The sequence below is a fragment of the Chitinophaga nivalis genome (assembly GCF_025989125.1).
GTDB lineage: Bacteria > Bacteroidota > Bacteroidia > Chitinophagales > Chitinophagaceae > Chitinophaga > Chitinophaga nivalis.
Window position 1 is genome coordinate 441,095 of record NZ_JAPDNR010000001.1, and the last position, 22,484, is coordinate 463,578.

Below are 22,484 nucleotides of genomic sequence, written 5' to 3' on the forward strand. Positions count from 1 at the left end.
ACACACTGATAATCAATCCGGCGCACATCCCGGTCATGAAGGATCTGCGTCCTTACATGTATAGCCGTACGGATAGCAGCGGTCACCTTACCCTGCAACAGGTGATGCAGCTACCCTTCCTACACGACACCCTTCTGTTTCATAACTATAAAAAAAATAATGACCGGGTAAACAATTGCTGGCTGCGGCTTCACATCAAAAATAACACCCGGGAAGCCATCAGCTACACCCTGTTTGCCGGATGGCACGATTACATGTACTGGTACCGGCAAATACCCGGCGACAGCTTCCGCCTCCTCATGCAAACAGGCTTAATGCTGGACGACGGTGGCGTGGAAAGATGGGACCACTATGGTTTTGTGACGACTATCCCCGCACTGGAAACCCGTACCTTCTACCTCCATATTATCAACAAGTCCTACAACGAAAATCCGCTGATGCCTATATTGTATAACGATCAGGCCTATGCGCAGTGGCAGGACAAACAACTGGGCATCTACCGGAAAGAAACGGTGGTCATACTGGTGTTACTGGGCATGCTCCTGGTTTTTTTCAGTATTTCGGTGATCAATTACATCCAGCTGCCAGACCGGTCTTATCTGTATTTTGCGACCTATGTACTGGGACTCATCCTCTTTTTTGCCCTCCGGCTGGAAAGCAAGCCTTATCAGCTGTCTTTCTTCCACCGCTGGCCCATGCTCAAATATTACTGGGATATACCCGGGTTGCTGTTTTGCTTCTACATGATGTATCTGCTCTTCGGCAATGCTTTCCTGAACCTGCGCGAACGATATCCGCTCATGGAACGGATCAGTAACTGGGTAGCCACCAGCGTAGGCGTACTGATACTGATCTGCATGTATTGCGTAGCAATAGAACAATATCACCTCCCCACCATTATTTACGGCTATGTATACTTTGTAACACTGGTACCCTTGCTGGCTATATTTGTAGCCTTCACCCGACGTTCCAAACACCATCCGCTGGTACGCTTTTTCCTGTGTGGCTCCGGTTGCCTGTACCTGGCCTGTCTGGGATCTTTCTTAATGCACATCCGTCCGATGGGACTGTTGGGTGCATTGGGCGAACTGACGGCGCCTACCCTCTTACTTATTGGTGGTATTATATTACAGGCCATGTTTTTCCTGGCAGGACTCAGTTACCGCAATAAGCTGGTACACCACGAAAGAACCCGTACCCAGGAGCTGCTCATCAAACAACTGAATAAGAACAAAGAGCTGCAACGCAAGCTGAACGAGCAATTGGAAGAACTGGTAAAAGAGCAGACCACTGAAATTCTCCGGAAAAAACAGGAACTGGAAGAACAACGGAAAAAACAACTGGAAATAGAATACGATAAAAAGCTGACAGAGATTGAGCTAAAAGCCATTCGCGCGCAGATCAATCCTCATTTTATTTTTAACTGTCTCAACTCTATTCAGCTGTTTGTGATGCAGCGCGATTATGAGTATGCCCAGAAATACCTGTCGGATTTTTCTTACCTGATCCGTAAAACACTGGATTTTTCCCGGCGTAATTTTATATCACTGGCAGATGAGATTACTTACCTGAACACCTATCTGGGATTGGAGAAGATGCGGTTTGAGAACAGGATGGAATATGAAATTATTGTAGATGCGGATATTGCGACTGCTGAACTGGAAATACCGGCCATGTTGCTGCAACCTTATGTAGAGAATGCCGTAAAACACGGCATGACCAATCCCAAACAACCTACCGGTAAACTGTCTATTCATTTCAATCAGGTAGCTGCCGATATGCTGGAATGTGTGATCGCTGATAACGGTATTGGGATTGCGCGTTCCAAATCCATGCGTATGCTGCCCAAACACCATCAGTCATCCGGGATGGAGATCAGCCAGAACCGGGCAGAGCTGCTGAATAAAATGTACAATACAGATATACATATAGAAATCATAGACCGGTCATCTGAAGAAGATGATAGTGGAACGATTGTGAAAATACTGATCCCTCAATTATAATTATATTAATATATGCGTCAACGTTAGTAAGTTATTTATATGATAAAGGCAGTTATAATAGATGATGAAAGAAACAGCCGGGATATTATCGTACTCATGCTGGAGAAATATTGTCCGCAGATTACAATTGCAGATACCGCCACCAACTGTGCAGACGGTGTGGCAAAGATTAAAGCGCATCAACCCCAACTGGTATTTCTGGATCTGGAAATGCCCGACGGAACAGGATTTGATGTACTCATGGGTACGCAACCCCACATACCTTATGAAGCGGTTTTCGTGACCGCCTTTGAAAAAAAATTCCAACACGTCATTCGTTTCAGTGATGTGGAACTCATATTAAAGCCTATCGATAAAGAAAGTTTACTCCACGCCGTATCCCTTGCTACTACCAGGATTACAGAGAACAGCAGTAAACAGCGTTACCGCGTTTTGATGGACAACTTCAACAGTAATCAGGAAATGCAGTGGCAGCTGCTGATTCCATCTACTAACGCAGAGGCCTACACGATTAATTTACAGGAGGTGGCTTACCTGGAAACACAGGCCGACAGCTGTATCTTTCATTTAAATAATGGTACCGTTATTTTCGCAGCAAAGCCTTTCCGTTATTATGCCGACTTATTTTCCCTGCTGCGTTTTTATCAGATCAACAATATGCAGATGGTACAGCTGATGAATATTGATCAGATCGATCATCAACGGGGAAAAGTACTGATGAAAAGCGGTGTTGCACTGGATATTACCGCAAGAAGGTTACGGGACCTGCAAAACAGGATTACCTTAAAATAAGACTTCCGTTCCAGTCTGCTATTTCCCCTCTTTCATTACACATTTTCAAATTTTTCGGGTCGCTCATTTTGATTTATTCAAGATAAAGCGATTCTTTTTTATGCGTTCTATTCAGAATAGTTGCTTTTTTAACTATTTGATCACAATGCGCGTATAGTACGTAACAATTATTTAACAAAAAATTTTGGTCGAATAGGTTTTGGTTGTACTTTTGACTCGTCAAACAAAAAAGTCAGACAGTCAGGCTTAAGTGTTTTACAGGATACTATGGCAGAACAGGACCAGAAACGAACATTAATACTGGAAGCGGCTTTGAAGCGCTTTAAAAGGTTCGGTTTGTCTAAAACTACCATGGAAGAGATTGCCAGAGATCTGGAAATTTCGAAAGGCTCTTTATATTATTATTTTTCAGATAAAGAATCCATTTATGGAGCTGTCATAGAGCGCATGATTGCAGATTGTTTTTACGACATGTCTGCCTATGTGGAAAAAGCACCCTCTACGACCGCTATCATAGATCGTTACCTGGAACTGAAAGAAAAAATGTTGCTGGAGTATCATTTTCTGTTTGGTATCAACGAATGGATCAGAGATATACCCACCCCCCGGCAGCGGCAGACAATTGAACTGCTGCAGCAGGTAGAAACAGCTTTTCTTTCAGCGACCATTGCCAAAGGAGTAAGTACCGGTGAATTATGTAAGGATACCGATACAGAAAAAACGGCGGAGCTACTGGTAAATGTATTATTCGGACTATGGGTAATATGGTGCAAGTGGCAGGAATCAGGTTTCGATCCGGATAATAAACAAGCGCTCCGATGCTTTATGGATCGGGAAAAGCAGGCACTCACCATTTTTTTTAATGGGCTAAGATATCAACCAACATTCAACTAAGAATGGCTATCAGATGATGTAGAAAGAATTTACGACACAAGGAACAGTTTTAATGAATATTTAAATTTTACGAAAGATGAAAAAGTTGATTGTATTAGCCGCAGTAGCATTATTTGGTGCTAACGTAGCAAAGGCTCAGTTCAAAAAAGGCGATGTAATTTTAGGTGGTAACTTAAACGTATCTACTAAATCCGAAAAATTAAAAAATAGCGATACCAAGAGCACTGAAACTTCATTCGGTATCAGCCCTAAAGTAGGTATGGCCCTGAACTCCCAATGGGTAGTGGGTGTGTTCGCAAAATCTGAGTTTGGTTCTAACAAAGATGCTGCGAAAGTAAAAACCAAAACTTACGATATCACTCCAGGTGTATTCGTTCGTAACTACCACATGATCGGCGAAAGCAAATTTGCATTCTTCGCTGAAGCAAATGCAGGATACCGTTTTGGTCAGAGAAAAGTTGCTGACGTTAAAACCAACACTTACAACGGTTTCAACGTGAACGTACTGCCAGGTATCACTTACTTCGTTACCAAAAACTTCATGATCGAAGGTGCATTTGGTGGCCTGAGCTACTCTTACGAGCAGGACAAAATCGCTGCTACCGGAGCTAAAGTAAACACCAGCAAATTTGATTTTAACTTCCCTAAAGAATTCCAACTGGGAGTTAACTGGATATTCTAAGCATCTCCCGACAGATGTTTTATGTAAGATAGTTATAAGGTTAGATAGATTGGATAAAACCCCGCCACATAATATGTGTGGCGGGGTTTTTGTTTTTAATAGCATAAACAACCTGTTATGCGTTACTTTATCTTTTCCCTTTGTTTACTGCTGATAGGTATCACCCTCGGCAGTTGTGTAACTTCCCGTCCAGCCGGTAATATGCAAGAATTACCACCGGGTCAGCAAAAGAAAATACGTAGTACGCCAACCGTACAACCATTGCCTCCCGGTCAGCAAAAGAATCAATAGCTTATTTTTTCATCTGCATAAAAAAATCCCGTCAAACGATTGTCTGACGGGATTTTTCATGTAATAATATAATTACTGATTAGCTATTCATAGAAATCAGGAATTCTTCATTGTTTTTGGTACCACGCATGTGCTGTAACATAAAGTGCATGGATTCATCAGTATTCATATCTGCGAGGTGATTACGCAGGATGTGGATACGTTTCAGTGAATCTTTATCCAGCAACAGGTCGTCACGACGGGTAGAAGATGCAGATACATCGATCGCCGGGAAGATACGTTTGTTGGCCAGTTTACGATCCAGCAACAGTTCCATGTTACCGGTACCTTTAAATTCTTCGAAGATTACTTCGTCCATTTTAGAACCGGTATCGATCAGGGCAGTAGCCAGAATAGTGAGGGAACCACCATGTTCTATTTTACGTGCTGCACCGAAGAATTGTTTAGGTTTCTGCATGGCGTTAGCTTCCACACCACCACTCAATACTTTACCGGATGCAGGTGCTACGGTATTGTGCGCTCTTGCCAGACGGGTGATGGAATCCAGCAGGATTACCACATCGTGGCCGCATTCTACCAGACGTTTTGCTTTCTGCAAAGCTATCGCGGATACTTTTACGTGTTTTTCTGCCGGTTCATCGAAGGTAGAAGCAATTACTTCTGCTTTTACACTACGCTCCATATCAGTTACCTCTTCCGGACGTTCATCAATCAATACCACCATCAGGTATATTTCAGGATGGTTGGTAGCAATGGCATTGGCCACCTCTTTCAGCAACATGGTTTTACCTACCTTGGGTTGCGCAACAATCAGTCCGCGCTGCCCTTTACCGATAGGTGTAAACATATCCATGATACGGGTGGAGTAGTTATTGGAAGTAGTTGTCAGTCTCAGTTTTTCGAAAGGAAACAGTGGTGTCAGGTAATCGAAAGGTACACGGTCGCGTACTTCTTCCGGTGACTTATTATTGATCGTTTCAACTTTCAGTAATGCGAAGTATTTCTCTCCTTCTTTTGGCGGACGCACAGAACCTTTTACGGTATCACCGGTTTTAAGACCAAACAGTTTTATCTGGGAAGGAGATACATAAATATCGTCTGGGGAACTCAGGTAGTTATAGTCAGAAGAACGAAGGAAACCGTAACCATCAGGCATCATTTCCAACACACCTTCACTCACAATTACGCCGTCGAATTCGATGTTGAATGCCGGCTCTTTTTTATTACCCGGGAAACGGTTTTTTTGCGCTGCCGGAATAATTGGTTCAATTTCTTCGGGTACTACAAAATCGTCATCATCATCTTCTTCCTCTTCTTCTGCAACCGGCGTCTCCAGGGCTTCTTCAGCCTCTTCTTCGTCTTCGGTGAAAGAAGGAATAATGATGTCGTCATCATCATCAAAAGTAAGTGATGGAATGCTATCAAGATCTATATCAAAATCTTTCAATTTTGATTTAGCGTTATTATTGGAAGTATTGGAAGAAGCAGGAGGCATTTCGTCTGTATCTGAATCTTTTGATTTTGTTCCGGTAACTTTCTTGGCTTTTTTAGCGGCTGGTTTTTCTTCAGCGTGGGCAGGTTCTTCAGCAACAGTGTTAGATTCGTCTTTCTTTACAGGTTTGCGTTTGCGTGCTTTCTTTTCTTCTCCGTTGGCCTGGTTATCTTCTGAGGCAAGTACAGCTTGTTTGTCGAGAATTTTGTAGATCAGGTCCTGTTTGTTCAGTTTTTTAGCGTTGGGAACTTCCAGTTTCTCTGCAATATCAAGCAGCTCAGGAACGAGCATGTCGTTCAATTGTAAGATGTCGTACATCATCTGTGTTGTCAAATTTTAGAAGTGTTGTGAGGCGGGTACCACTGCATACCAACATACACCAATTACAAATAATTGTTTTTGAGTCAATAAATTTAATTTGCTTATTAAATTTGATAGGGAATGTTGAGTTTAGGAACTGCTGATGAAGATGGAAAAAATGAACTTAATCAGGCAGAATATAACGCAAGATTAAAACAAGTTTTATTATTCTCCAAAAAAATTTCCCCTCATATCCTTTACCATCTTTCGGTTGCACCGTTATAGCAGGGCATTTCGCACTTCCTGCATAGGTGCTGCAGCGGGTCTTTACAAACCTTCCCTGCTGCTCCGGCCGCAGTGCTTTTGCTATTTTTAACATTTCTTTTGCAAACTGAACCAGCAAATAGGTACCTCCTGCCACGAAGAGGGGCTATGGACTATGAAGTTTAACGCTTATTTTTGCATTCCTAAATTTTAAATTTTATGAGCCAAAGGATGAAAGTCAAGCAGATCTTGTCGGACGACAAGGCGCATTATGAAGTAACGGTAAAAGGTTGGGTGCGTTCTTTCCGCAACAATCAATTTATAGCGTTAAACGATGGCTCTACTAATAATAATCTACAGATAGTTATTGATACTGACAATACAGCTCCTGCCCTCCTGAAAAGGATTACTACCGGAGCCGCTATCAGCGCTACCGGCCAGATTATCCCTTCTCTGGGAAAAGGCCAGAAAGTAGAACTGAAAGCCAGCACCCTGGAAGTACTGGGCGACTGTGATGGTGAAAAATACCCACTGCAGCTGAAAAACAGACCCAGTCTGGAATACCTGCGGGAAATCGCTCACCTGCGTTTCCGTACCAATACCTTCGGCGCTATTTTCCGGGTACGTCATGCCCTGGCGTTTGCTGTACATAAATTCTTTAACGAACAAGGATTTGTATACCTGCACACCCCTATTATTACTGCTTCCGACGCAGAAGGCGCAGGTGAAATGTTCCGGGTAACCACACTGGACATGAACCAGCCACCCCGCACCGAATCCGGCGAGATTGATTTCCGGGAAGATTTCTTCGGCAAATCCACTAACCTCACCGTATCCGGCCAGCTGGAAGGAGAATTAGGCGCTATGGCACTGGGTGAAATCTACACCTTCGGACCAACTTTCCGCGCGGAAAATTCCAATACAGCCCGGCACCTGGCGGAATTCTGGATGATAGAACCTGAAATGGCCTTCTATGAACTGGAAGACAATATGAACCTGGCAGAAGCCTTTATTAAATCCGTGATCGGATATGTACTGGAAAATAACCGGGAAGACCTGGATTTCCTCGCTGCCCGCCTGGCGGAAGAAGAAAAACAGAAACCGCAACAGGAGCGCAGCGAAATGGGCCTGATCGAGAAACTGGAGTTGGTACTGCACAGTGAATTTGTACGCATTACCTACACCGAAGCCATCGACATCCTGCAGAACAGTAAACCGAACAAAAATAAAAAGTTCCAATACCTCATTGAAGGCTGGGGCGCCGATCTGCAAAGCGAACACGAACGCTACCTGGTAGAAAAACACTTTAAGAAACCGGTTATCTTAACGGATTATCCTAAAGAGATCAAGTCTTTCTACATGAAACTCAACGATGACGGGAAAACCGTACGGGCTATGGATATCCTGTTCCCTGGCATCGGAGAAATGGTAGGTGGTTCACAACGGGAAGAGAACTACGAAAGGCTGGTAAAACGCATGGAAGAAATGCATGTGCCAGTGGAAGAACTGAGCTGGTACCTCGATACCCGCCGCTATGGTTCTGCACCACACGCCGGCTTTGGACTTGGATTTGAACGCCTGATACTTTTTGTAACAGGTATGAGTAATATCCGGGATGTGATTCCTTTCCCAAGAACACCGAAAAGCGCTGAGTTCTAAAACCGGCCCGCTCCGGATAAACGGATAAAAACAAACCCCGTCTGACCTTTCAGGCGGGGTTTGTTTTTTTTATCAATTTTTTATGGAAACCTGCACACCGCTCATCTTACTATCAGAAAGCGCTTTCAACCATCTTCGTTTATCCTAAACCGTTACTTATGGCTGAAATGAATACAACGTCCTCCCACTCCCGCACGGGAGGGAAAGGCACTAAAAGCAATAAAAAGTCTACCCGCGTGGATATGACGCCCATGGTAGATCTGGGCTTTCTGCTGATTACATTTTTCATGCTCACTACTACCCTCGCAAAGCCTAAAACCATGGACCTCCTCCTGCCAAGGGATGATGGAGATTCCATGTCGCTGGCCGCTACCAAAGCACTCACAGTAGTACTGGGTCCTGACAACCGCATTGCCTGGTACGAAGGTATTGGCAACGACCCTGCAAAACCACCGCAGGTAAGCTATTCCAGCTTCGCCAACCGCCAGGGTATCCGGGATGTTATTATCCGGAAAAAAGCACAGGTAGCCCAACGCTTTGGTAAAAATGAACTGATGGTACTCATCAAAGCCGATAAAAAAGCCAACTATAAGAATGTTGTGGATATGATGGATGAGATGCTCATCAATCAGGTAGCCCGGTATGCGATTGTAGATATCAACCGGGAAGAAACAGCTTACTTTAAGTAACCCTACCCAACAACGGATTACGGACAAACCAGCCCGTAATCCGTTATTCGTAATTCGATATTTCCTACCTTTAGCGCTCCAAAACGATAAAGATATGGCAATTACCCACTCCATCCCCTCAGTAGATCTCGCCGATTTTACCTCCGGCGATGCCGGGCTCAAAGCAGCCTTTGTGCAGCAACTGGGAAAAGCTTATGAAGAAGTTGGATTTGTAGCAGTAAAGAATCATGGCATTCCTGATGAGCTGATCGCAGACCTCTACAAGTATGTACAACAATTCTTCCAGCTTCCTTTTGATACAAAACATACCTACGAAATCCCTGAACTGGCCGGCCAGCGTGGTTATACTTCTTTCGGTAAAGAACACGCCAAAGGTTATGAGGCGCCCGATCTGAAAGAGTTTTTCCAGTTCGGACAAACCGTGGAAGATAATGATCCGATTGGTGTAGAATATCCAGCCAATGTACAGGTAGCGGAAGTACCTGCCTTTACACCCACTTTCTTCCAGGCATTCCGTGGTTTTGAACAATCCGGCCGATACCTGCTGCAGGCCATCGCCCTTTATCTGGGACTGGACGAAGACTATTTCGACAACAAAATACATAACGGTAATTCTATCCTGAGAGCGATTCACTACCCTCCTATTACCCAGGAACCTAAGTCTGCGATCAGGGCAGAACAACACGAAGACATCAACCTGATTACCCTGCTGGTAGGCGCTTCTGCAGATGGTTTGCAGATCCTCGACAAACAGGATAACTGGGTACCGGTAACTTCCCTGCCGGAACAAATTGTGGTAAACGTAGGCGACATGCTGCAACGCTTAACCAACAACCGGCTGAAATCCACTACCCACCGTGTGGTAAATCCTCCACGTGAATTGTGGAATACCTCCCGCTATTCCATTCCTTTCTTCCTGCATCCTAAATCCAATATGAGACTGGATTGCCTGGAAAGCTGCGTTACCGCAGAAAATCCGCTGGCCTACGAACCCACCACTGCCGGCGAATATCTGGACGAACGCTTACGCGAAATAGGACTGAAAAAATAAGGCTATTCATAAAAAAAGTCCCGGCGGTATCATATGCATGATCCCCGGGACTTTACAAAATATCCTCTGCTCTCGGCGAGTTTATTCCTTTAATGGTCTTTCCTCCTATGGTTATTCTTTTCATCCGAACACTGAACATTTAACACTGTTTCATGCCGGTGGGTTTTCTATTCAGCAGCAAACAAACTAATCACGGATAAAAGGCCATATTCGTTGTAACTTCCACCCGTATTACAAGTATTGTGCCTTTATTAAACTGAATGCCAGGGATTAATACCACGCCATATGTAATATGTCGGGTTATTTTATTACCTTAAAAATCTGCATTCAGCATTCACATAACTAAACTGTGTTTCTACGTCATATTCCTTTTCTGAAAGCTGTGCTATTACATAGCATTACCGCCTACGGTGGTCCACAGGGTCATCTGGCTATGATGATGAAAACATTTGTGCAACAGCGCAAGGATGTAACCGAACAGGAGCTCATGGAATATAATGCATTCTGTCAGCTGCTTCCCGGCGCATCTTCTTCCCAGACACTCACCCTCATTGGTTATAAACGGGGAGGCGTTTTGCTGGCTATTGTAACCCTCCTGATCTGGATTACACCTGCCTGCCTGATGATGGGTTCTCTCAGTTTTCTGTTGCAGTATTTCGACCGGCGCGCACTGGAAACCGACATCTTCAAATATGTACAGCCGATGGCTGTTGGCTTCCTGGCATACGGCGGCATCCGGGCTTTCCGTATCAGCATCAACAACATAGCCACCTTCATTATCATGGTGGTAGCCATGTTTATGGCTTTTTACCTGAAGTCGCCCTGGACATTTCCGGCGCTGATTATACTGGGTGGCATTGTATCCAATTTCAGTAACAAACGTATTCCTGATATAGCAGAGAAACCCAAAAAAATCAAATGGGCTAATATCTGGCTGTTTGCCAGCCTCTTTATACTGGCAGGTATTCTCTCGGAGCTGGCCCGTACGCACGAATGGGTAACCAGGCGGCCTTTCAACCTCTTTGAGAACTTCTACCGCTTCGGCAGCCTTGTTTTCGGTGGCGGAGATATCCTCATCGCCATGATGCTGGAACAGTATGTAACCCGTGCCAAATCACAGTTTCTGACGGCAGAAGAACTGCTTACCGGCGCTGGTATTATGCGGGCACTGCCAGGTCCAACCTTTTCCATTTCTGCCTATGTAGGCGGTATGGCGATGCGTAACCTGGGCATGGGATATCAGTTCGTGGGTTGTATACTGGCTCCTGTAGCCATTTTCCTTCCAAGCCTCCTGTTGGTACTTTTTTTCTTTCCCATCTGGCATAACCTGAAAAAATACGTGGTCATTTATCGCGCGCTGGAGGGCATCAACGCTGTTGTAGTAGGTATCATGTGGGCTGCTACCTTTATCCTGTTTTTTGCCATTCCGATCAACTGGTATAACCTGGTGATCATGGCCAGTACGCTCGGTGTCCTGTATCTTACTAAAATACCTTCTCCCTTTATCGTACTGGCATGTCTGTTATTAGGATGGCTCCTATAAAGCGGTGATATTATATTCTTTGATCTTGTTATAAAGGGTGGTTAGCCCGATATCCATCAGTTCGGCGGCCTTGGTTTTGTTTCCTTTCACATGGGCCAGCACCCGGATGATATGTCTTTTTTCCATATCAGCCAACCGCAGGGACGCCGGATTATCATCAGAAAGCCCTTGCTGGAAATCGAACGGTAAAGCGGCTGTATCCAGTGTATCCGTATCCGTTAAAATAACTGCCCGTTCAATAATATTCCGCAGCTCCCGGATATTTCCTTTCCAGCTATGCTGCTGCAATGCCTGCAGGAAAGCGGGCGTCATACCTGTAATCCGTTTATTCATTTTAGGCGCTACCTGCTGCATAAACCAGTCGGCCAGCAACGGGATATCCTTTTTACGTTCATTCAGGGAAGGCAGGGAAATCTGGAAAGCCGATAACCGGTAAAACAAATCTGCCCGGAAATGACCGGCGGTAATTTCCTGTTCCAGGTTTCGGTTGGTAGCGGCGATAATACGTACATCCGTTTTGGTAGGTTTGGATTCTCCTACCTTATAAAATTCCTGGGTTTCCAATACCCGCAGGATCTTGGCCTGCAGCTCAATGGCCATTTCCCCGATTTCATCCAGGAAGATGGTCCCCCCGCGGGCTTCTTCAAAAAAACCTTTTTTATCTTTCATAGCACCGGTAAATGCACCGGCGGTATGTCCAAACAATTCACTTTCCAGGATTTCTTTGCCAAACGCACTGCAGTTAACCGCTACAAATGGCTGTTGGCGGCGGTTACTGCCCTGATGAATGGCCTGGGCAAAAACTTCTTTACCCGCGCCGGTTTCACCCAGCAGCAATACGGTGATATCTGCAGGCGCCACTTTCTCCGCCAGGCTGATTGCAGCTTTGATTTCCGGAGAGGTACCCAGTATATTTCCGAAATTGTATTTTCCGCCAATCTTCTTCTCCAGGTCGCGGATACGGAACTGCAATACTGCTTTGTCCATGGCCTTACTCACCAGCGGCAGGATACGGTTGTTATCATCCCCTTTGGTGATGTAATCAAAAGCGCCGTTTTTGATGGCCTGTACCCCATCGGCAATGTTCCCATAGGCGGTAAGCACAATAGTTTCTATTTCCGGATAGCGGGTACGGATGGTCTGCACCAGCTCCACGCCGTTTCCATCCGGGAGTTTCACATCGGATAACACCACCCGGATCTCTTCTTTCTCCAGTAATTTCTGGGCAGCACGTACATTGGGCGCTTCGTGCATCGTATAGCCTTCCAGGGCCAGCAGGCGGCTCAGTAATTTCCGCAGCTGGTCCTCATCATCGATGATTAAAATATGACCTTTAGACATAGCCCGGCAAAGATACTGGTTCCGCTCCTTATTCTTTTTTGGCAGTGGTGGTTTTCTGATTGGATTTAAATACCATGGCGCCAATCATGGAGGCCAGCAGCCCCAGTACAATATTTACAAAAAACAGGTTGCCCAGCAGCGAAATCCGGAAGTTATCCTTTACGGCATCCGTATGCGCAATGTTGCTATGCGCTCCGCCCATCACCACGGTTTCATCCGGCCCACTCATTACAGCGAGGTGAAAAAGCAAGGTAAATACGGCTATCAGTACTGCTGCCAGCACGGTGGTACGAAACCCCATCCCGAAAGACGACATCAGAGAAGTTTTATCATGGTGGGATTTGTTGTAGTGAATAATAGCAATTAATACGCCCAGGAACATCACCAGCCCACCGAAGTAACCGGTCCACAAATCGCCATATGACCGGGTGGCATAGAAAATCAGGGAAAATATGATGGCAGTTACAGCGATAGTAAGACCATATATCAACGGCAGTCTTATCGTAACAGACGAGGAGGAGGTTTGCATAGCTTCCTGTTTAGGTGAAGAAAATGGTTACCTGCTTGCTTGTTTTTCAATTTCACGGATAACCTTACGTAAATCATTTTTACCCCCCTGAATATCGTGCCACAGCGCTCCTTTTTCGTGTAACCGTTCCAGTGAATTAAAGATAGTAAACTGCTGTATCGACAGGGTAGCATCCACCTCATCCCACTCCAGCGGCATAGACACGGTAGCACCGGGTTTGGGGCGTACCGAATAAGGCGCGGCCACGGTTTGTCCGCGGCTGTTCTGTAAAAAATCAATGTATACTTTTTTGTTACGGGCTGCCTTTGCCCGGGTAACACTGGTCGTTGCCGGCAACTGCTGGTTTACCTGACGGGCTATATATTCTGCAAACAAACGACCGGTATCATAACTGTATTTTCCACCGGTGGGGATATAAATATGCAATCCGGTAGATCCGGATGTTTTACAATAACTGCTGATGTTATAGCTATCCAGCAACGCTTTGATATGCTGTGCGGTTTCCACAACATATTTAAAGTGAATATTTTCCGGATCCAGGTCCAGCACAATATAATCGGGGCTATCCAGTTTGCGCACACGCGACAGCCAGGGATTGATTTCAATACATCCCAGGTTGATCATGTAGGCCAGGGTAGCTTCATTGTTACATACCAGGTAATCTATCTTTTTTCCGGCAGCTCCTCCTGTAAGTGGCACTGTCCGGATCCAGTCCGGAGTTTGCTCCAGATCCAGGTCTTTCTGGTAAAAGGAAGCACCGGTAATACCGTTGGGAAAACGGTGCAACGATAATGGCCTGTCTTTCAGATGAGGTAAAACAAATTTTGCGGCAGACAGGTAATAATCAATCAGCTGGCCTTTTGTAATTTTTTCCCGCGGCCAGTAAATTTTATTTTGATTGGTGAGTGTTACCTGTTTACGGTTTAAAGTTAGTATACGTTCATTTTCCATGGTAGCAGGTGTTATTTTCTGCGCGGTTTCCGGATGTACCTCTTTCGCTGCTTTGTCTTCGCGGATACCCAGAAATATGGGCTGCCGCAGCTGACCGGCATTGGTCCACCCTGCAAATTTTACTTCCACTACCAGCTCCGGTTTTACCCAGGTAACCGGCATGTTGGTTTTTACTTTTGTATCGAAGGGGGAAGCTTTGCTACGCAATGGTTGCAGGTGATTATACAATAAGCCGATGGTTTCTTCATTAAGTCCACCGCCACAGTGCCCGATATACTGCAGTTTGTTGTTGGTATACATACCCAGTACCAGCGCGCCTATTTTTTTTCTGCTGCCCCGCGGCGCCGTATAGCCACATACCAGCGCTTCCTGTTGCGCTACAATTTTTATTTTCACCCACGATAGGGTACGTCGTCCTTCTTCGTATGGGCTATCTGTTTTTTTAGCAATGATACCTTCCCATTTTTGTTGCCGGGCTTTTTCAAAAAAAGCAGTGCCTTTTTTCAATATGTGTGTGGAGAATACCACCGTTTTATCCTGCAGTTGCGCGATCACTTCTTTCAGTAGTGTCTTTCGTTCCAGCAAAGTCAGCTGTTGCAGATCATTGCCATCCAGGTGCAACAAATCGAATACAACATACTGTAACTTTCCTTCGCCGGTGGTTTTATAGTGTTGCAACAGCTGAAAATTGGCATTCCCTTTTTTATCCAATACCACTACTTCGCCGTCCAGTACCACATTGTGCGCAACTTTCTCTACAGCCGCTACAATGGGGGCATAGTCTTTATTAAAGGATATGCCGTTACGGGAATAGAGCGACACCTGATGCTGCTGCACGGCAGCAATGGCGCGGTACCCATCCCACTTGGTTTCAAACAACCAGTTATCGTCATCAAATGGCGCTGCAATCAGGGTAGCCATCATAGGCTTGTAGACGGCTTTTATTTTTGTTTTACCAATAGGTTTGGCAGCACCGCCGGCGGGCACCCGTACCACCTTCTTTTGCTTTACCACCTGTTTGGCGGCCGCTTTTTCCTTTATGCCTGCCGCTTTCACTTTTTCCGGCGTATAGTCTTCACTGTTATATCCTGATAAGGCAAATTTATCTTTGTGTTTAATCAGTAGCCAGGCATTTTTCTCTTGTCCTTTCATCTTCACCAATGCAAATTCCCCTTTCAGTTTTTTGCCCTTCATCACAATTTTCAGGTCACCTGATTTGATGGCCGACAAGGCGTCTTTATCGAAGCTGGTACCGTTTTTTCCCAACAGCTCATACGTACCTTTGTCCCAGATATATACCGCACCAGCGCCATAATTACCAGCAGGAATGTTACCTTCAAAATCTTTGTAGTCGTAAGGATGATCTTCCACTTCCATCGCCAGTCTTTTATCAGCAGGGTCCATGGAAGGACCTTTCGGAACTGCCCAGCTTTTAAGTACGCCTTTTACCTCCAGTCTGAAATCATAATGGAGGCGTGAGGCATGATGCCGTTGTACCACAAAAATATGCTGCCCGCTCACCGCCTTTCCTGCTGCGGGTTCCGTGGTGTCTGCAAAATTTCTTTTCTGTTTGTATTTTGCCAGGCTCATGATGCACGTTTTTTAGCGGGTTTACTTAAACTCGCCTTCAGCTGTTCAAATAAATCCGTGTTTTTGGTATGCACGACATTCATTTTTCTCACCACTGTTTTTTTGCCGCTGGCTTTAGCTTTTACTATTTTCAGCAGTTCTGCTTTGTATTCGTCTTTATAGGTACTGATATCGAATGGAGCGGTGTATTGTTTTACCAGTGCGATGGCCATATCCAGTTCCTTTTTATCGAGCCGTATATTGGCTGGTAATGCCAGGTCTGCGGCAGAACGGATTTCCTCTTCGAAGCGCAGCTGTTGCAGGAGCAGGTAATTATCGCGGGGCCTGATTACGCTCAGGTGTTCCTGGGTACGTAACACAAATTTGCTCAGGCCTGCCTTACCTGTTTTCTGTAATGTTTTCAACAATAATTCATAGGCTTTCTCTCCTCCTTTTCCCGGTTCAATAAAATAGGGTGTTTCAAAATAGATATCATCAATTTCACTTTCTTCCACAAAGGAAGAAATTTCTATTATCTTACTTTTTTTAGGGCTGGCGGCTTCAAAGTCTTCTTCTTCCAATACAATGTATTCATCTTTATATAAATACCCTTTTACTATCTGATCCCAGGGCACTTCTTTACCGGTGCTTTCATTTACACGCATATACCTGATATGCGCCAGGTTTTTACTATCCAGCATATCCAGATCCAGCCGGCTGTCCTGGGTAGCACTGTATAGTTTCACCGGTATGTTTACCAGTCCAAATCCAATGGACCCTGACCATATTGCTCTCATAATTGTTATGGTTTTGGTAATACTAAAAATATTAACACAAATAATACCAGTATGCCAACTGTTGCTGATATCACGGCATAACTTTTGGATTTCAGGTAGTGAACTAAAACCTTATTTTATGGAAAAACCCGGTGGTGAAATGACAACTTTAACCAGCATATTGGAAAAACTGCATCAGAAAGGCTTTGACCATGAATTAAAAATGAGTGATCATGGCCGGATGCAATCTCCTGACTTACAAAAAATCTACAATCCGGAAGACCTGACTATCATCAGAACCTATCGTTTTGAAGGTGAGTCAGATCCATCAGACTCTTCGATATTATATGTCATGGAAGACCAGGAAGGAAACAAAGGTTATGTACTGGACGCATATGGCGTCTATAGCTCCCACGAGGAGGCCGGCTTTGATGAATTTATCCAGAAAATCAAAGTAGAGGACAGGGAAGAGCAACTTTTATTTGGATAATAATAATCCCTTTGCAAGAAGTTACGCCTGGTATAGCTATAATGGTTATACCAGGCGTAACTTCTTTTATTTAACCGTTAACGATTTCGCCGCCGTTGGGATGTAGTATCTGACCTGTAATATAAGCCGCATCATCACTGGCCAGGAAAACATAACAAGGCGCTACCTCCACAGGTTGTCCGGCCCTTTTTAAAGGCACATCAGAGCCAAATTCCGCCACTTCTTTCGCAGTAAAGGTAGCTGGTATCAAAGGAGTCCATATAGGGCCGGGAGCCACTCCGTTTACCCGGATTCCTTTATCGGACAATGCGGCCGAAAGCGATCGTACAAAAGCCACAATCGCTCCTTTGGTGGCACTATAATCAATCAGGTGACTGCTACCCCGGTAGGCGGTTACAGAAGTAGTACAAATAATACTACTCCCTTTGGATAAATGCGGTAAGGCCGCACGTGTCAGATAAAAGTGCGGATAAATATTTGTTTCAAAGGTTTTATGCAGCTGTGCCGGTGTAATATCCGCGATACTCTTTTGCGGATACTGGACAGCCGCATTGTTGACAAGAATATCTATTCTGCCTAGTTTCCGGATCGTTTTTTTAACGATATCGTTACAATGTTTTTCTTTACTGATATCACCGGCTATCAGTATACAGGTGCGGCCGGCGCGGGTAATATGATCTGCCGTAACCGCTGCATCTTCTTCTTCATCCAGATAGGACACTACCACATCTGCTCCTTCTTTTGCAAAAGCCACTGCTACCGCACGGCCGATACCACTATCGCCACCGGTGATGACTGCCACCTTATCCTGTAAGCGACCTTTACTGGTTGCTCTTTTTTCAAATACCGGCGCAGGTTTCATCGCTGTTTCGAATCCCGGTTGCCGGTGTTGCTCCTGCGCCTTTCTGACGGATTTTTTAGGATGAGATTTCTGCATATGGCTATATTTAAAAAGGTTCCCGTTGGTGATACAGGAACCTTTGGTGGTGTTGTTACGTTCAACAATTACTATTCAAGCGCGTTTATTCTGCGGCAGCTGCTGCATTGATGGCAGTTTCCGCCACTTCTGTCAACAGGCTGTCTGCATTTTTTTCTTCTTCGAGTGTTTGTTCCAATAGTTTGGCTACCGCTGTATGTTTCATTACCCTCGCCAGGGTACGTAAGCTACCATAGGCAGCTATTTCGTAGTGTTCGATTTTTTGTGATGCAATGATGATACCGGCGTCTCTCACAGCACTGTCTTCGTCTGTATCGGATATCACCTCCTTCCCTTCTGCGATTAAGCCTTCCATGGCTTCACATTTTTTGGTCTGCGCTTTTTTACCCAGCAGTTCAAAAATCTCCTCCAGCCTGGCAACATGTTCTTTGGTTTCTTCCAGGTGGTTGCCAATAGCATTACTGAGGTCTCTTGCAGTTGCAGCTTTCTGCATTTTGGGCAGGGCTTTGACCAGGTTCTTCTCTGCCCAGTAAATATCTTTCAACTCTTCCAGGAACAAAGCATGGAATTTAGAGTCATTCATTCTTCCGGAAGCGCTGTTATGGGTTCCATTTGTAGTTATTTTGGAAGTAGACATGGTAAAAAAATTTGTAGATTTAGTAATGCTGCCAATGCAACAAATAATATTTTCAGAAATGAACTTATGATCTCATTTTCATTTCCTGTTTGGTTCTTTTTTGTCGAATGCCCGCTCTCCTGCCTGCGGATCTGCAGGTTTACGTGGCACGTCTCTTTCTGGCACATCTGGTGGTGGCGGTGGTATTTCCGGTTTATCCGGTGGTGGTTGTACTGGTGTCGGATCTGTTTTTCCAGGTTGTTTTTCAGGCGTAACAGGTTCCTCGTTGGGTTCCTGATGTTTATCCGGATTGCTCATAGCTGATAGTTTTAATGGTAAAGAACTGCTATGAAAAAATCAAAGTTCATTCCAATGCGCGCAAACATACTTTCCAGCCCTCATTCCTGTCACCACAAATGCTTTACAGCAGGTCGTTTCACGATATTATTACCTGCTCTTAAATCGTACTACCTACCTTATCCTGCTGCGTTCGTAATGCCTGTAGAAATAAGAGGCACAATGGGGAAAATGTTGCGCAGAAAGCCGGTAAAAATCTATCTCCCTTTATTTTTAATCCGATTTTTGACCTAGAAATACGTAACTTGAAATGCTTTGTCAGAAACTATTAGATTCAGATGCATTTCCCGGTACATAAAAAAATACGTGTTGGTTTCTTTATTGCATTTACCGTTATCGTAGCTGCTTCTCTTTTTTCCTATCTGGTAGCGAAAAACCTGCTGGACAATGCCGGCAGACTCAACCACGCCATAGAAGTGTCGAAAAGACTGGAGGTAATCAGCCGCCAGCTAAAGGAAGCCGAATCGGCTATCCGTGGGTACAACCTGACTTCAGACAGCTCCTTCCTGAATCCTTCCATGCAGGAAAGAAGCAGAAGAATTGAAAACGAATATATGCAGCTGCGTAGTTTAACGGCTGATAATCCCCGGCAGCAACGCCACCTCGATACACTTCGGCAATTACTGCTGATCAAATACCGGCAACTGATGATGGGTGGGGAAACGGCCACTCAGGATAAACAACAATCGTCTGTCAGGGAAGGGGAAAGATCGATGGACAGGATCGATCATAAAGTGCAGCAGATGGTCCATATCGAAGAAACGCTCGTACAGGAAAAATCAGAACTATTCCATTTCTTTTCGGTGCTCTGGGTACCAGTAATCCTGATTTCTTCACTGGTAGCCATTATGATAGGGGTTTATTCTTATATTATTCTCACCCGGGAATTTCGGTTACAACTGCATATCGAGAATAAAATGCGGTCTTATCAGCATGATCTCCAGCAAAACATTTCCTTACTGAATAAAACCAATCAGGAACTGGAGCAGTTTGCCTATGTGGCCTCACATGATTTACAGGAACCCCTGCGCAAAATATCAACATTCAGCGACCGGCTGCAAATGAAATACAAGGAACAGTTACCACCCGATGCCGTGCAGTTGCTGGACCGGATGGTATCTGCCGTATCCCGCATGCGGGTACTCATCAATGACCTGCTTATCTTCTCAAGAGCAGGTCGTATTACTCCTGAAAGCTTTAAGCCGGTAGATATGAACATCCTGCTGCAGGAAGTATTAAGTGACCTGGAAGTAACCCTGGAAGAAAAAAATGTGCAGATAACCTATGATCAGCTACCGCTGATTGAAGGCAGCGATACCTCCTTTCATCAGCTGTTTCAGAACCTGCTGGCCAACGCCATTAAATTCGCCTATCCCGGCCGCCGGCTGACCATCCATATCCATCACCAGATACTCACCGGCGCAGAGCTGGAACTGAAAAATGAAGTACTGGCTCAAACAGCATTCTGCCGCATTTACATTGAAGACAATGGTATTGGATTTGACCAGGCCTATGCAGAACGCATCTTTCAGATATTTCAGCGGTTACATGGTATCAGTGAATACTCCGGTACGGGTATAGGGCTGGCTATCTGTAAAAAAATTACCGACAGCCATAACGGTTACATCCACGCATATGGCTACCCGGACAAAGGTGCCACTTTTGTCGTAGTACTGCCACTCACCCAAAACAGGAAAAACGAAGAAGCCGGCGCCGGCTAAAAGTTTAGCACTTTTATTGCTGTAATTCACGGTCTGAATTTGCCTAACTACCAACTTTAACCGATGACTGAGCGACCGATACACATCCTGATGATTGATGATGACGAAGATGATTTCTTTCTGGTAACAGAATTACTGCGTGATATATCACCCGGACAATATTTACTGGAATGGGCGCCTACTTATCAAAAAGGCATTGCGGCTATAGAGCGCAGGGTACATGATGTTTTCCTGGTAGATTACCGTTTGGGACCCAATACCGGTATTGACATTATGCATCATATCCAGGAAATGCAATACCAGATGCCCGTGATTATGCTTACTGGGAAAGGCGACTACGCCATTGACCAGGAAGCGATGCAGGCAGGGGCCTATGACTATCTGGTAAAGGGAGAAATCACCGCAGATCTCCTGGAAAGATCTATCCGTTATGCCCTGGATGAATACAGCCATCTTCGTTCCATCGCTGAAAGTGAAAAAAAATATTATGGCATCTTTGAAAAGGCCCATGACCTCATTGTACTGGCCGACTGCGACAGAAACATCATTGATGCCAACCCCGCCGCATTAAAGACCCTGCATTACACTAAAGAAGAAATACTACGCCTGCATCTCCGGGATCTGTTTCAGTCCCGGGAACAAAGTGAACATTTCCTCGATAACATCTGCAACAACGGCGTTACCAACACCCAGGAATATGAATTCAAAAACCGGGAAGGCAAAAAGCTGGTAGTGCTGATCAATGCCATTACCCTGGATGAAGCAGCCCAGATATTCCTTTGTGTGATACAGGACATCACTGAAAAGAAAAAAGAAGAACTGGAAAAACAATACCAGGAGAAATTTGTCATTACCGGCCGTATTGCCCGTGTCATTGCGCATGAGGTCAGAAATCCACTTACCAACATACTACTGGCTGTCAGTCAGTTTAAGGAAGAAGAAATCGTTAGCAGCAATGAAGACGCGACGCTGTATACTGATATCATTGAGCGTAACTGTACCCGTATTAATCAGCTGATTACGGAATTACTGCATAGTACCCGTATGATTGAGTTACACATGGCGCCTCACGGCATTAATGAAATGGTAGGAAAAGCGCTGCAGCTATCGCAGGACCGCCTGCAGTTGCATGAAATTGTACTACAGGAAGACCTGGTAAGCCCGGATGTACTGGTCAATGCAGATGATGAAAAGGTAATCATTGCGTTTCTGAACATTATCATCAATGCTGTAGAGGCTATGACACCAAGCAAAGGTATCCTGACGATTACGACTATACGCCATCAGGATAAAGTGCAATTGCTGATCGGAGATAACGGAATCGGTATTCCGCAGGAAAAACAGGCCCGGTTATTTGATCCGTTTTATACCAGCAAAGCAAAAGGGACCGGACTGGGACTCACCAGTACACAGAACATTCTGCTCAACCACAAAGGCAATATACATGTAGATAGTGAGCCGGGAAGAGGCACGATATTTACCATTACCCTGCCGGTGGCAGGTACGGTATCGTAAACATGACAGGTGTTACAGCTAT

20 protein-coding genes are annotated in these 22,484 nt (G+C 44.9%); 12 read left to right on the plus strand and 8 right to left on the minus strand.

Annotated features, from left to right (window positions below; genetic code table 11):
* Window positions 1–35: 35 nt before the first annotated feature.
* The 5 genes from OL444_RS01840 to OL444_RS01860 all read left to right on the plus strand — a co-directional run bounded on the left by OL444_RS01840 (window position 36) and on the right by OL444_RS01860 (window position 4,662).
* On the plus strand, window positions 36–2,003 hold the full coding sequence (locus OL444_RS01840) for a histidine kinase (RefSeq protein WP_264734948.1): 1,968 nt from the start codon (window positions 36–38) through the stop codon (window positions 2,001–2,003).
* Between the two features lie 39 nt (window positions 2,004–2,042).
* Window positions 2,043–2,795, plus strand: coding sequence for a LytR/AlgR family response regulator transcription factor (locus OL444_RS01845; RefSeq protein ID WP_264734947.1), 753 nt, complete (start codon window positions 2,043–2,045; stop codon window positions 2,793–2,795).
* Window positions 2,796–3,062: 267 nt separating this feature from the next.
* Window positions 3,063–3,689 carry a TetR/AcrR family transcriptional regulator gene (locus OL444_RS01850; protein ID WP_264734946.1) on the plus strand — a complete coding sequence of 209 codons (627 nt, stop codon included), beginning with the start codon at window positions 3,063–3,065 and terminating at the stop codon, window positions 3,687–3,689.
* 76 nt (window positions 3,690–3,765) lie between these two features.
* The gene (locus tag OL444_RS01855; protein ID WP_264734945.1) at window positions 3,766–4,371 is read left to right on the plus strand and encodes an outer membrane beta-barrel protein; all 606 of its coding nucleotides are present in this window, start codon (window positions 3,766–3,768) and stop codon (window positions 4,369–4,371) included.
* Window positions 4,372–4,488: 117 nt separating this feature from the next.
* On the plus strand, window positions 4,489–4,662 hold the full coding sequence (locus OL444_RS01860) for a hypothetical protein (RefSeq protein ID WP_264734944.1): 174 nt from the start codon (window positions 4,489–4,491) through the stop codon (window positions 4,660–4,662).
* Window positions 4,663–4,741: 79 nt separating this feature from the next.
* Here OL444_RS01860 and rho read toward each other — a convergent pair whose 3' ends face one another.
* Window positions 4,742–6,475, minus strand: a complete 1,734-nt coding sequence (gene rho, locus OL444_RS01865) for a transcription termination factor Rho (protein WP_307734756.1) — start codon at window positions 6,473–6,475, stop codon at window positions 4,742–4,744.
* 474 nt (window positions 6,476–6,949) lie between these two features.
* Between rho and asnS the strand changes: the two genes are divergently transcribed.
* The 4 genes from asnS to chrA all read left to right on the plus strand — a co-directional run bounded on the left by asnS (window position 6,950) and on the right by chrA (window position 11,660).
* The gene (asnS, locus tag OL444_RS01870; RefSeq protein ID WP_307734757.1) at window positions 6,950–8,377 is read left to right on the plus strand and encodes an asparagine--tRNA ligase; all 1,428 of its coding nucleotides are present in this window, start codon (window positions 6,950–6,952) and stop codon (window positions 8,375–8,377) included.
* Between the two features lie 158 nt (window positions 8,378–8,535).
* Window positions 8,536–9,066: an ExbD/TolR family protein gene (locus OL444_RS01875; RefSeq protein WP_264734942.1), complete on the plus strand. Its 531-nt coding sequence runs from the start codon at window positions 8,536–8,538 to the stop codon at window positions 9,064–9,066.
* Window positions 9,067–9,160: 94 nt separating this feature from the next.
* Complete coding sequence (locus tag OL444_RS01880; protein WP_264734941.1) at window positions 9,161–10,117, plus strand: isopenicillin N synthase family dioxygenase; 957 nt, start codon at window positions 9,161–9,163, stop codon at window positions 10,115–10,117.
* A gap of 349 nt (window positions 10,118–10,466) precedes the next feature.
* On the plus strand, window positions 10,467–11,660 hold the full coding sequence (gene chrA / locus OL444_RS01885; RefSeq protein ID WP_264734940.1) for a chromate efflux transporter: 1,194 nt from the start codon (window positions 10,467–10,469) through the stop codon (window positions 11,658–11,660).
* Here chrA and OL444_RS01890 read toward each other — a convergent pair.
* Genes OL444_RS01890 through ku form a run of 4 tightly spaced genes read right to left on the minus strand, consistent with a single transcriptional unit; the run spans window position 11,655 to window position 16,847 of the window.
* On the minus strand, window positions 11,655–13,001 hold the full coding sequence (locus tag OL444_RS01890) for a sigma-54-dependent transcriptional regulator (protein WP_264734939.1): 1,347 nt from the start codon (window positions 12,999–13,001) through the stop codon (window positions 11,655–11,657). The genes chrA and OL444_RS01890 overlap by 6 nt on opposite strands.
* 28 nt (window positions 13,002–13,029) lie before the next feature.
* On the minus strand, window positions 13,030–13,530 hold the full coding sequence (locus OL444_RS01895) for a DUF4199 domain-containing protein (protein ID WP_264734938.1): 501 nt from the start codon (window positions 13,528–13,530) through the stop codon (window positions 13,030–13,032).
* A gap of 27 nt (window positions 13,531–13,557) precedes the next feature.
* Entirely contained in the window at window positions 13,558–16,071 is a 2,514-nt protein-coding gene (gene ligD / locus OL444_RS01900; RefSeq protein WP_264734937.1) for a DNA ligase D, read from the minus strand.
* Window positions 16,068–16,847, minus strand: a complete 780-nt coding sequence (ku, locus tag OL444_RS01905; protein WP_264734936.1) for a non-homologous end joining protein Ku — start codon at window positions 16,845–16,847, stop codon at window positions 16,068–16,070. Before ku ends, ligD begins: the two co-directional genes overlap by 4 nt.
* Window positions 16,848–16,965: 118 nt before the next feature.
* Between ku and OL444_RS01910 the strand changes: the two genes are divergently transcribed.
* Window positions 16,966–17,316 carry a hypothetical protein gene (locus OL444_RS01910; RefSeq protein WP_264734935.1) on the plus strand — a complete coding sequence of 117 codons (351 nt, stop codon included), beginning with the start codon at window positions 16,966–16,968 and terminating at the stop codon, window positions 17,314–17,316.
* Window positions 17,317–17,386: 70 nt separating this feature from the next.
* Here the strand turns inward: OL444_RS01910 and OL444_RS01915 are convergent, their stop codons facing one another.
* The 3 genes from OL444_RS01915 to OL444_RS01925 form a co-directional block, all read right to left on the minus strand.
* The gene (locus tag OL444_RS01915; RefSeq protein WP_264734934.1) at window positions 17,387–18,253 is read right to left on the minus strand and encodes an SDR family oxidoreductase; all 867 of its coding nucleotides are present in this window, start codon (window positions 18,251–18,253) and stop codon (window positions 17,387–17,389) included.
* A gap of 85 nt (window positions 18,254–18,338) precedes the next feature.
* On the minus strand, window positions 18,339–18,890 hold the full coding sequence (locus OL444_RS01920; protein WP_264734933.1) for a ferritin-like domain-containing protein: 552 nt from the start codon (window positions 18,888–18,890) through the stop codon (window positions 18,339–18,341).
* Between the two features lie 78 nt (window positions 18,891–18,968).
* Window positions 18,969–19,187: a hypothetical protein gene (locus OL444_RS01925; protein WP_264734932.1), complete on the minus strand. Its 219-nt coding sequence runs from the start codon at window positions 19,185–19,187 to the stop codon at window positions 18,969–18,971.
* A gap of 317 nt (window positions 19,188–19,504) precedes the next feature.
* On the opposite strand from OL444_RS01925, the gene OL444_RS01930 reads away from it, so the two are divergent.
* Together OL444_RS01930 and OL444_RS01935 are read left to right on the plus strand one after the other, a co-directional pair.
* A complete protein-coding gene (locus OL444_RS01930) occupies window positions 19,505–20,947 on the plus strand; it encodes a sensor histidine kinase (RefSeq protein WP_264734931.1) in 1,443 nt (480 codons plus the stop codon).
* A 63-nt stretch (window positions 20,948–21,010) separates the two neighbouring features.
* Window positions 21,011–22,462, plus strand: a complete 1,452-nt coding sequence (locus OL444_RS01935) for a hybrid sensor histidine kinase/response regulator (RefSeq protein ID WP_264734930.1) — start codon at window positions 21,011–21,013, stop codon at window positions 22,460–22,462.
* Window positions 22,463–22,484 lie beyond the last annotated feature (22 nt).

Bases quoted from the DNA above. Each gene is read 5' to 3' on its own strand.
- OL444_RS01840 (WP_264734948.1), top strand. From the start codon at position 36: ATGAAGGATCTGCGTCCTTACATGTATAGCCGTACGGATAGCAGCGGT.
- OL444_RS01845 (WP_264734947.1), top strand. From the start codon at position 2,043: ATGATAAAGGCAGTTATAATAGATGATGAAAGAAACAGCCGGGATATT.
- OL444_RS01850 (WP_264734946.1), top strand. From the start codon at position 3,063: ATGGCAGAACAGGACCAGAAACGAACATTAATACTGGAAGCGGCTTTG.
- OL444_RS01855 (WP_264734945.1), top strand. From the start codon at position 3,766: ATGAAAAAGTTGATTGTATTAGCCGCAGTAGCATTATTTGGTGCTAAC.
- OL444_RS01860 (WP_264734944.1), top strand. From the start codon at position 4,489: ATGCGTTACTTTATCTTTTCCCTTTGTTTACTGCTGATAGGTATCACC.
- rho (WP_307734756.1), bottom strand. From the start codon at position 6,475: ATGATGTACGACATCTTACAATTGAACGACATGCTCGTTCCTGAGCTG.
- asnS (WP_307734757.1), top strand. From the start codon at position 6,950: ATGAAAGTCAAGCAGATCTTGTCGGACGACAAGGCGCATTATGAAGTA.
- OL444_RS01875 (WP_264734942.1), top strand. From the start codon at position 8,536: ATGGCTGAAATGAATACAACGTCCTCCCACTCCCGCACGGGAGGGAAA.
- OL444_RS01880 (WP_264734941.1), top strand. From the start codon at position 9,161: ATGGCAATTACCCACTCCATCCCCTCAGTAGATCTCGCCGATTTTACC.
- OL444_RS01890 (WP_264734939.1), bottom strand. From the start codon at position 13,001: ATGTCTAAAGGTCATATTTTAATCATCGATGATGAGGACCAGCTGCGG.
- OL444_RS01895 (WP_264734938.1), bottom strand. From the start codon at position 13,530: ATGCAAACCTCCTCCTCGTCTGTTACGATAAGACTGCCGTTGATATAT.
- ligD (WP_264734937.1), bottom strand. From the start codon at position 16,071: ATGAGCCTGGCAAAATACAAACAGAAAAGAAATTTTGCAGACACCACG.
- ku (WP_264734936.1), bottom strand. From the start codon at position 16,847: ATGAGAGCAATATGGTCAGGGTCCATTGGATTTGGACTGGTAAACATA.
- OL444_RS01910 (WP_264734935.1), top strand. From the start codon at position 16,966: ATGGAAAAACCCGGTGGTGAAATGACAACTTTAACCAGCATATTGGAA.
- OL444_RS01915 (WP_264734934.1), bottom strand. From the start codon at position 18,253: ATGCAGAAATCTCATCCTAAAAAATCCGTCAGAAAGGCGCAGGAGCAA.
- OL444_RS01920 (WP_264734933.1), bottom strand. From the start codon at position 18,890: ATGTCTACTTCCAAAATAACTACAAATGGAACCCATAACAGCGCTTCC.
- OL444_RS01925 (WP_264734932.1), bottom strand. From the start codon at position 19,187: ATGAGCAATCCGGATAAACATCAGGAACCCAACGAGGAACCTGTTACG.
- OL444_RS01930 (WP_264734931.1), top strand. From the start codon at position 19,505: ATGCATTTCCCGGTACATAAAAAAATACGTGTTGGTTTCTTTATTGCA.
- OL444_RS01935 (WP_264734930.1), top strand. From the start codon at position 21,011: ATGACTGAGCGACCGATACACATCCTGATGATTGATGATGACGAAGAT.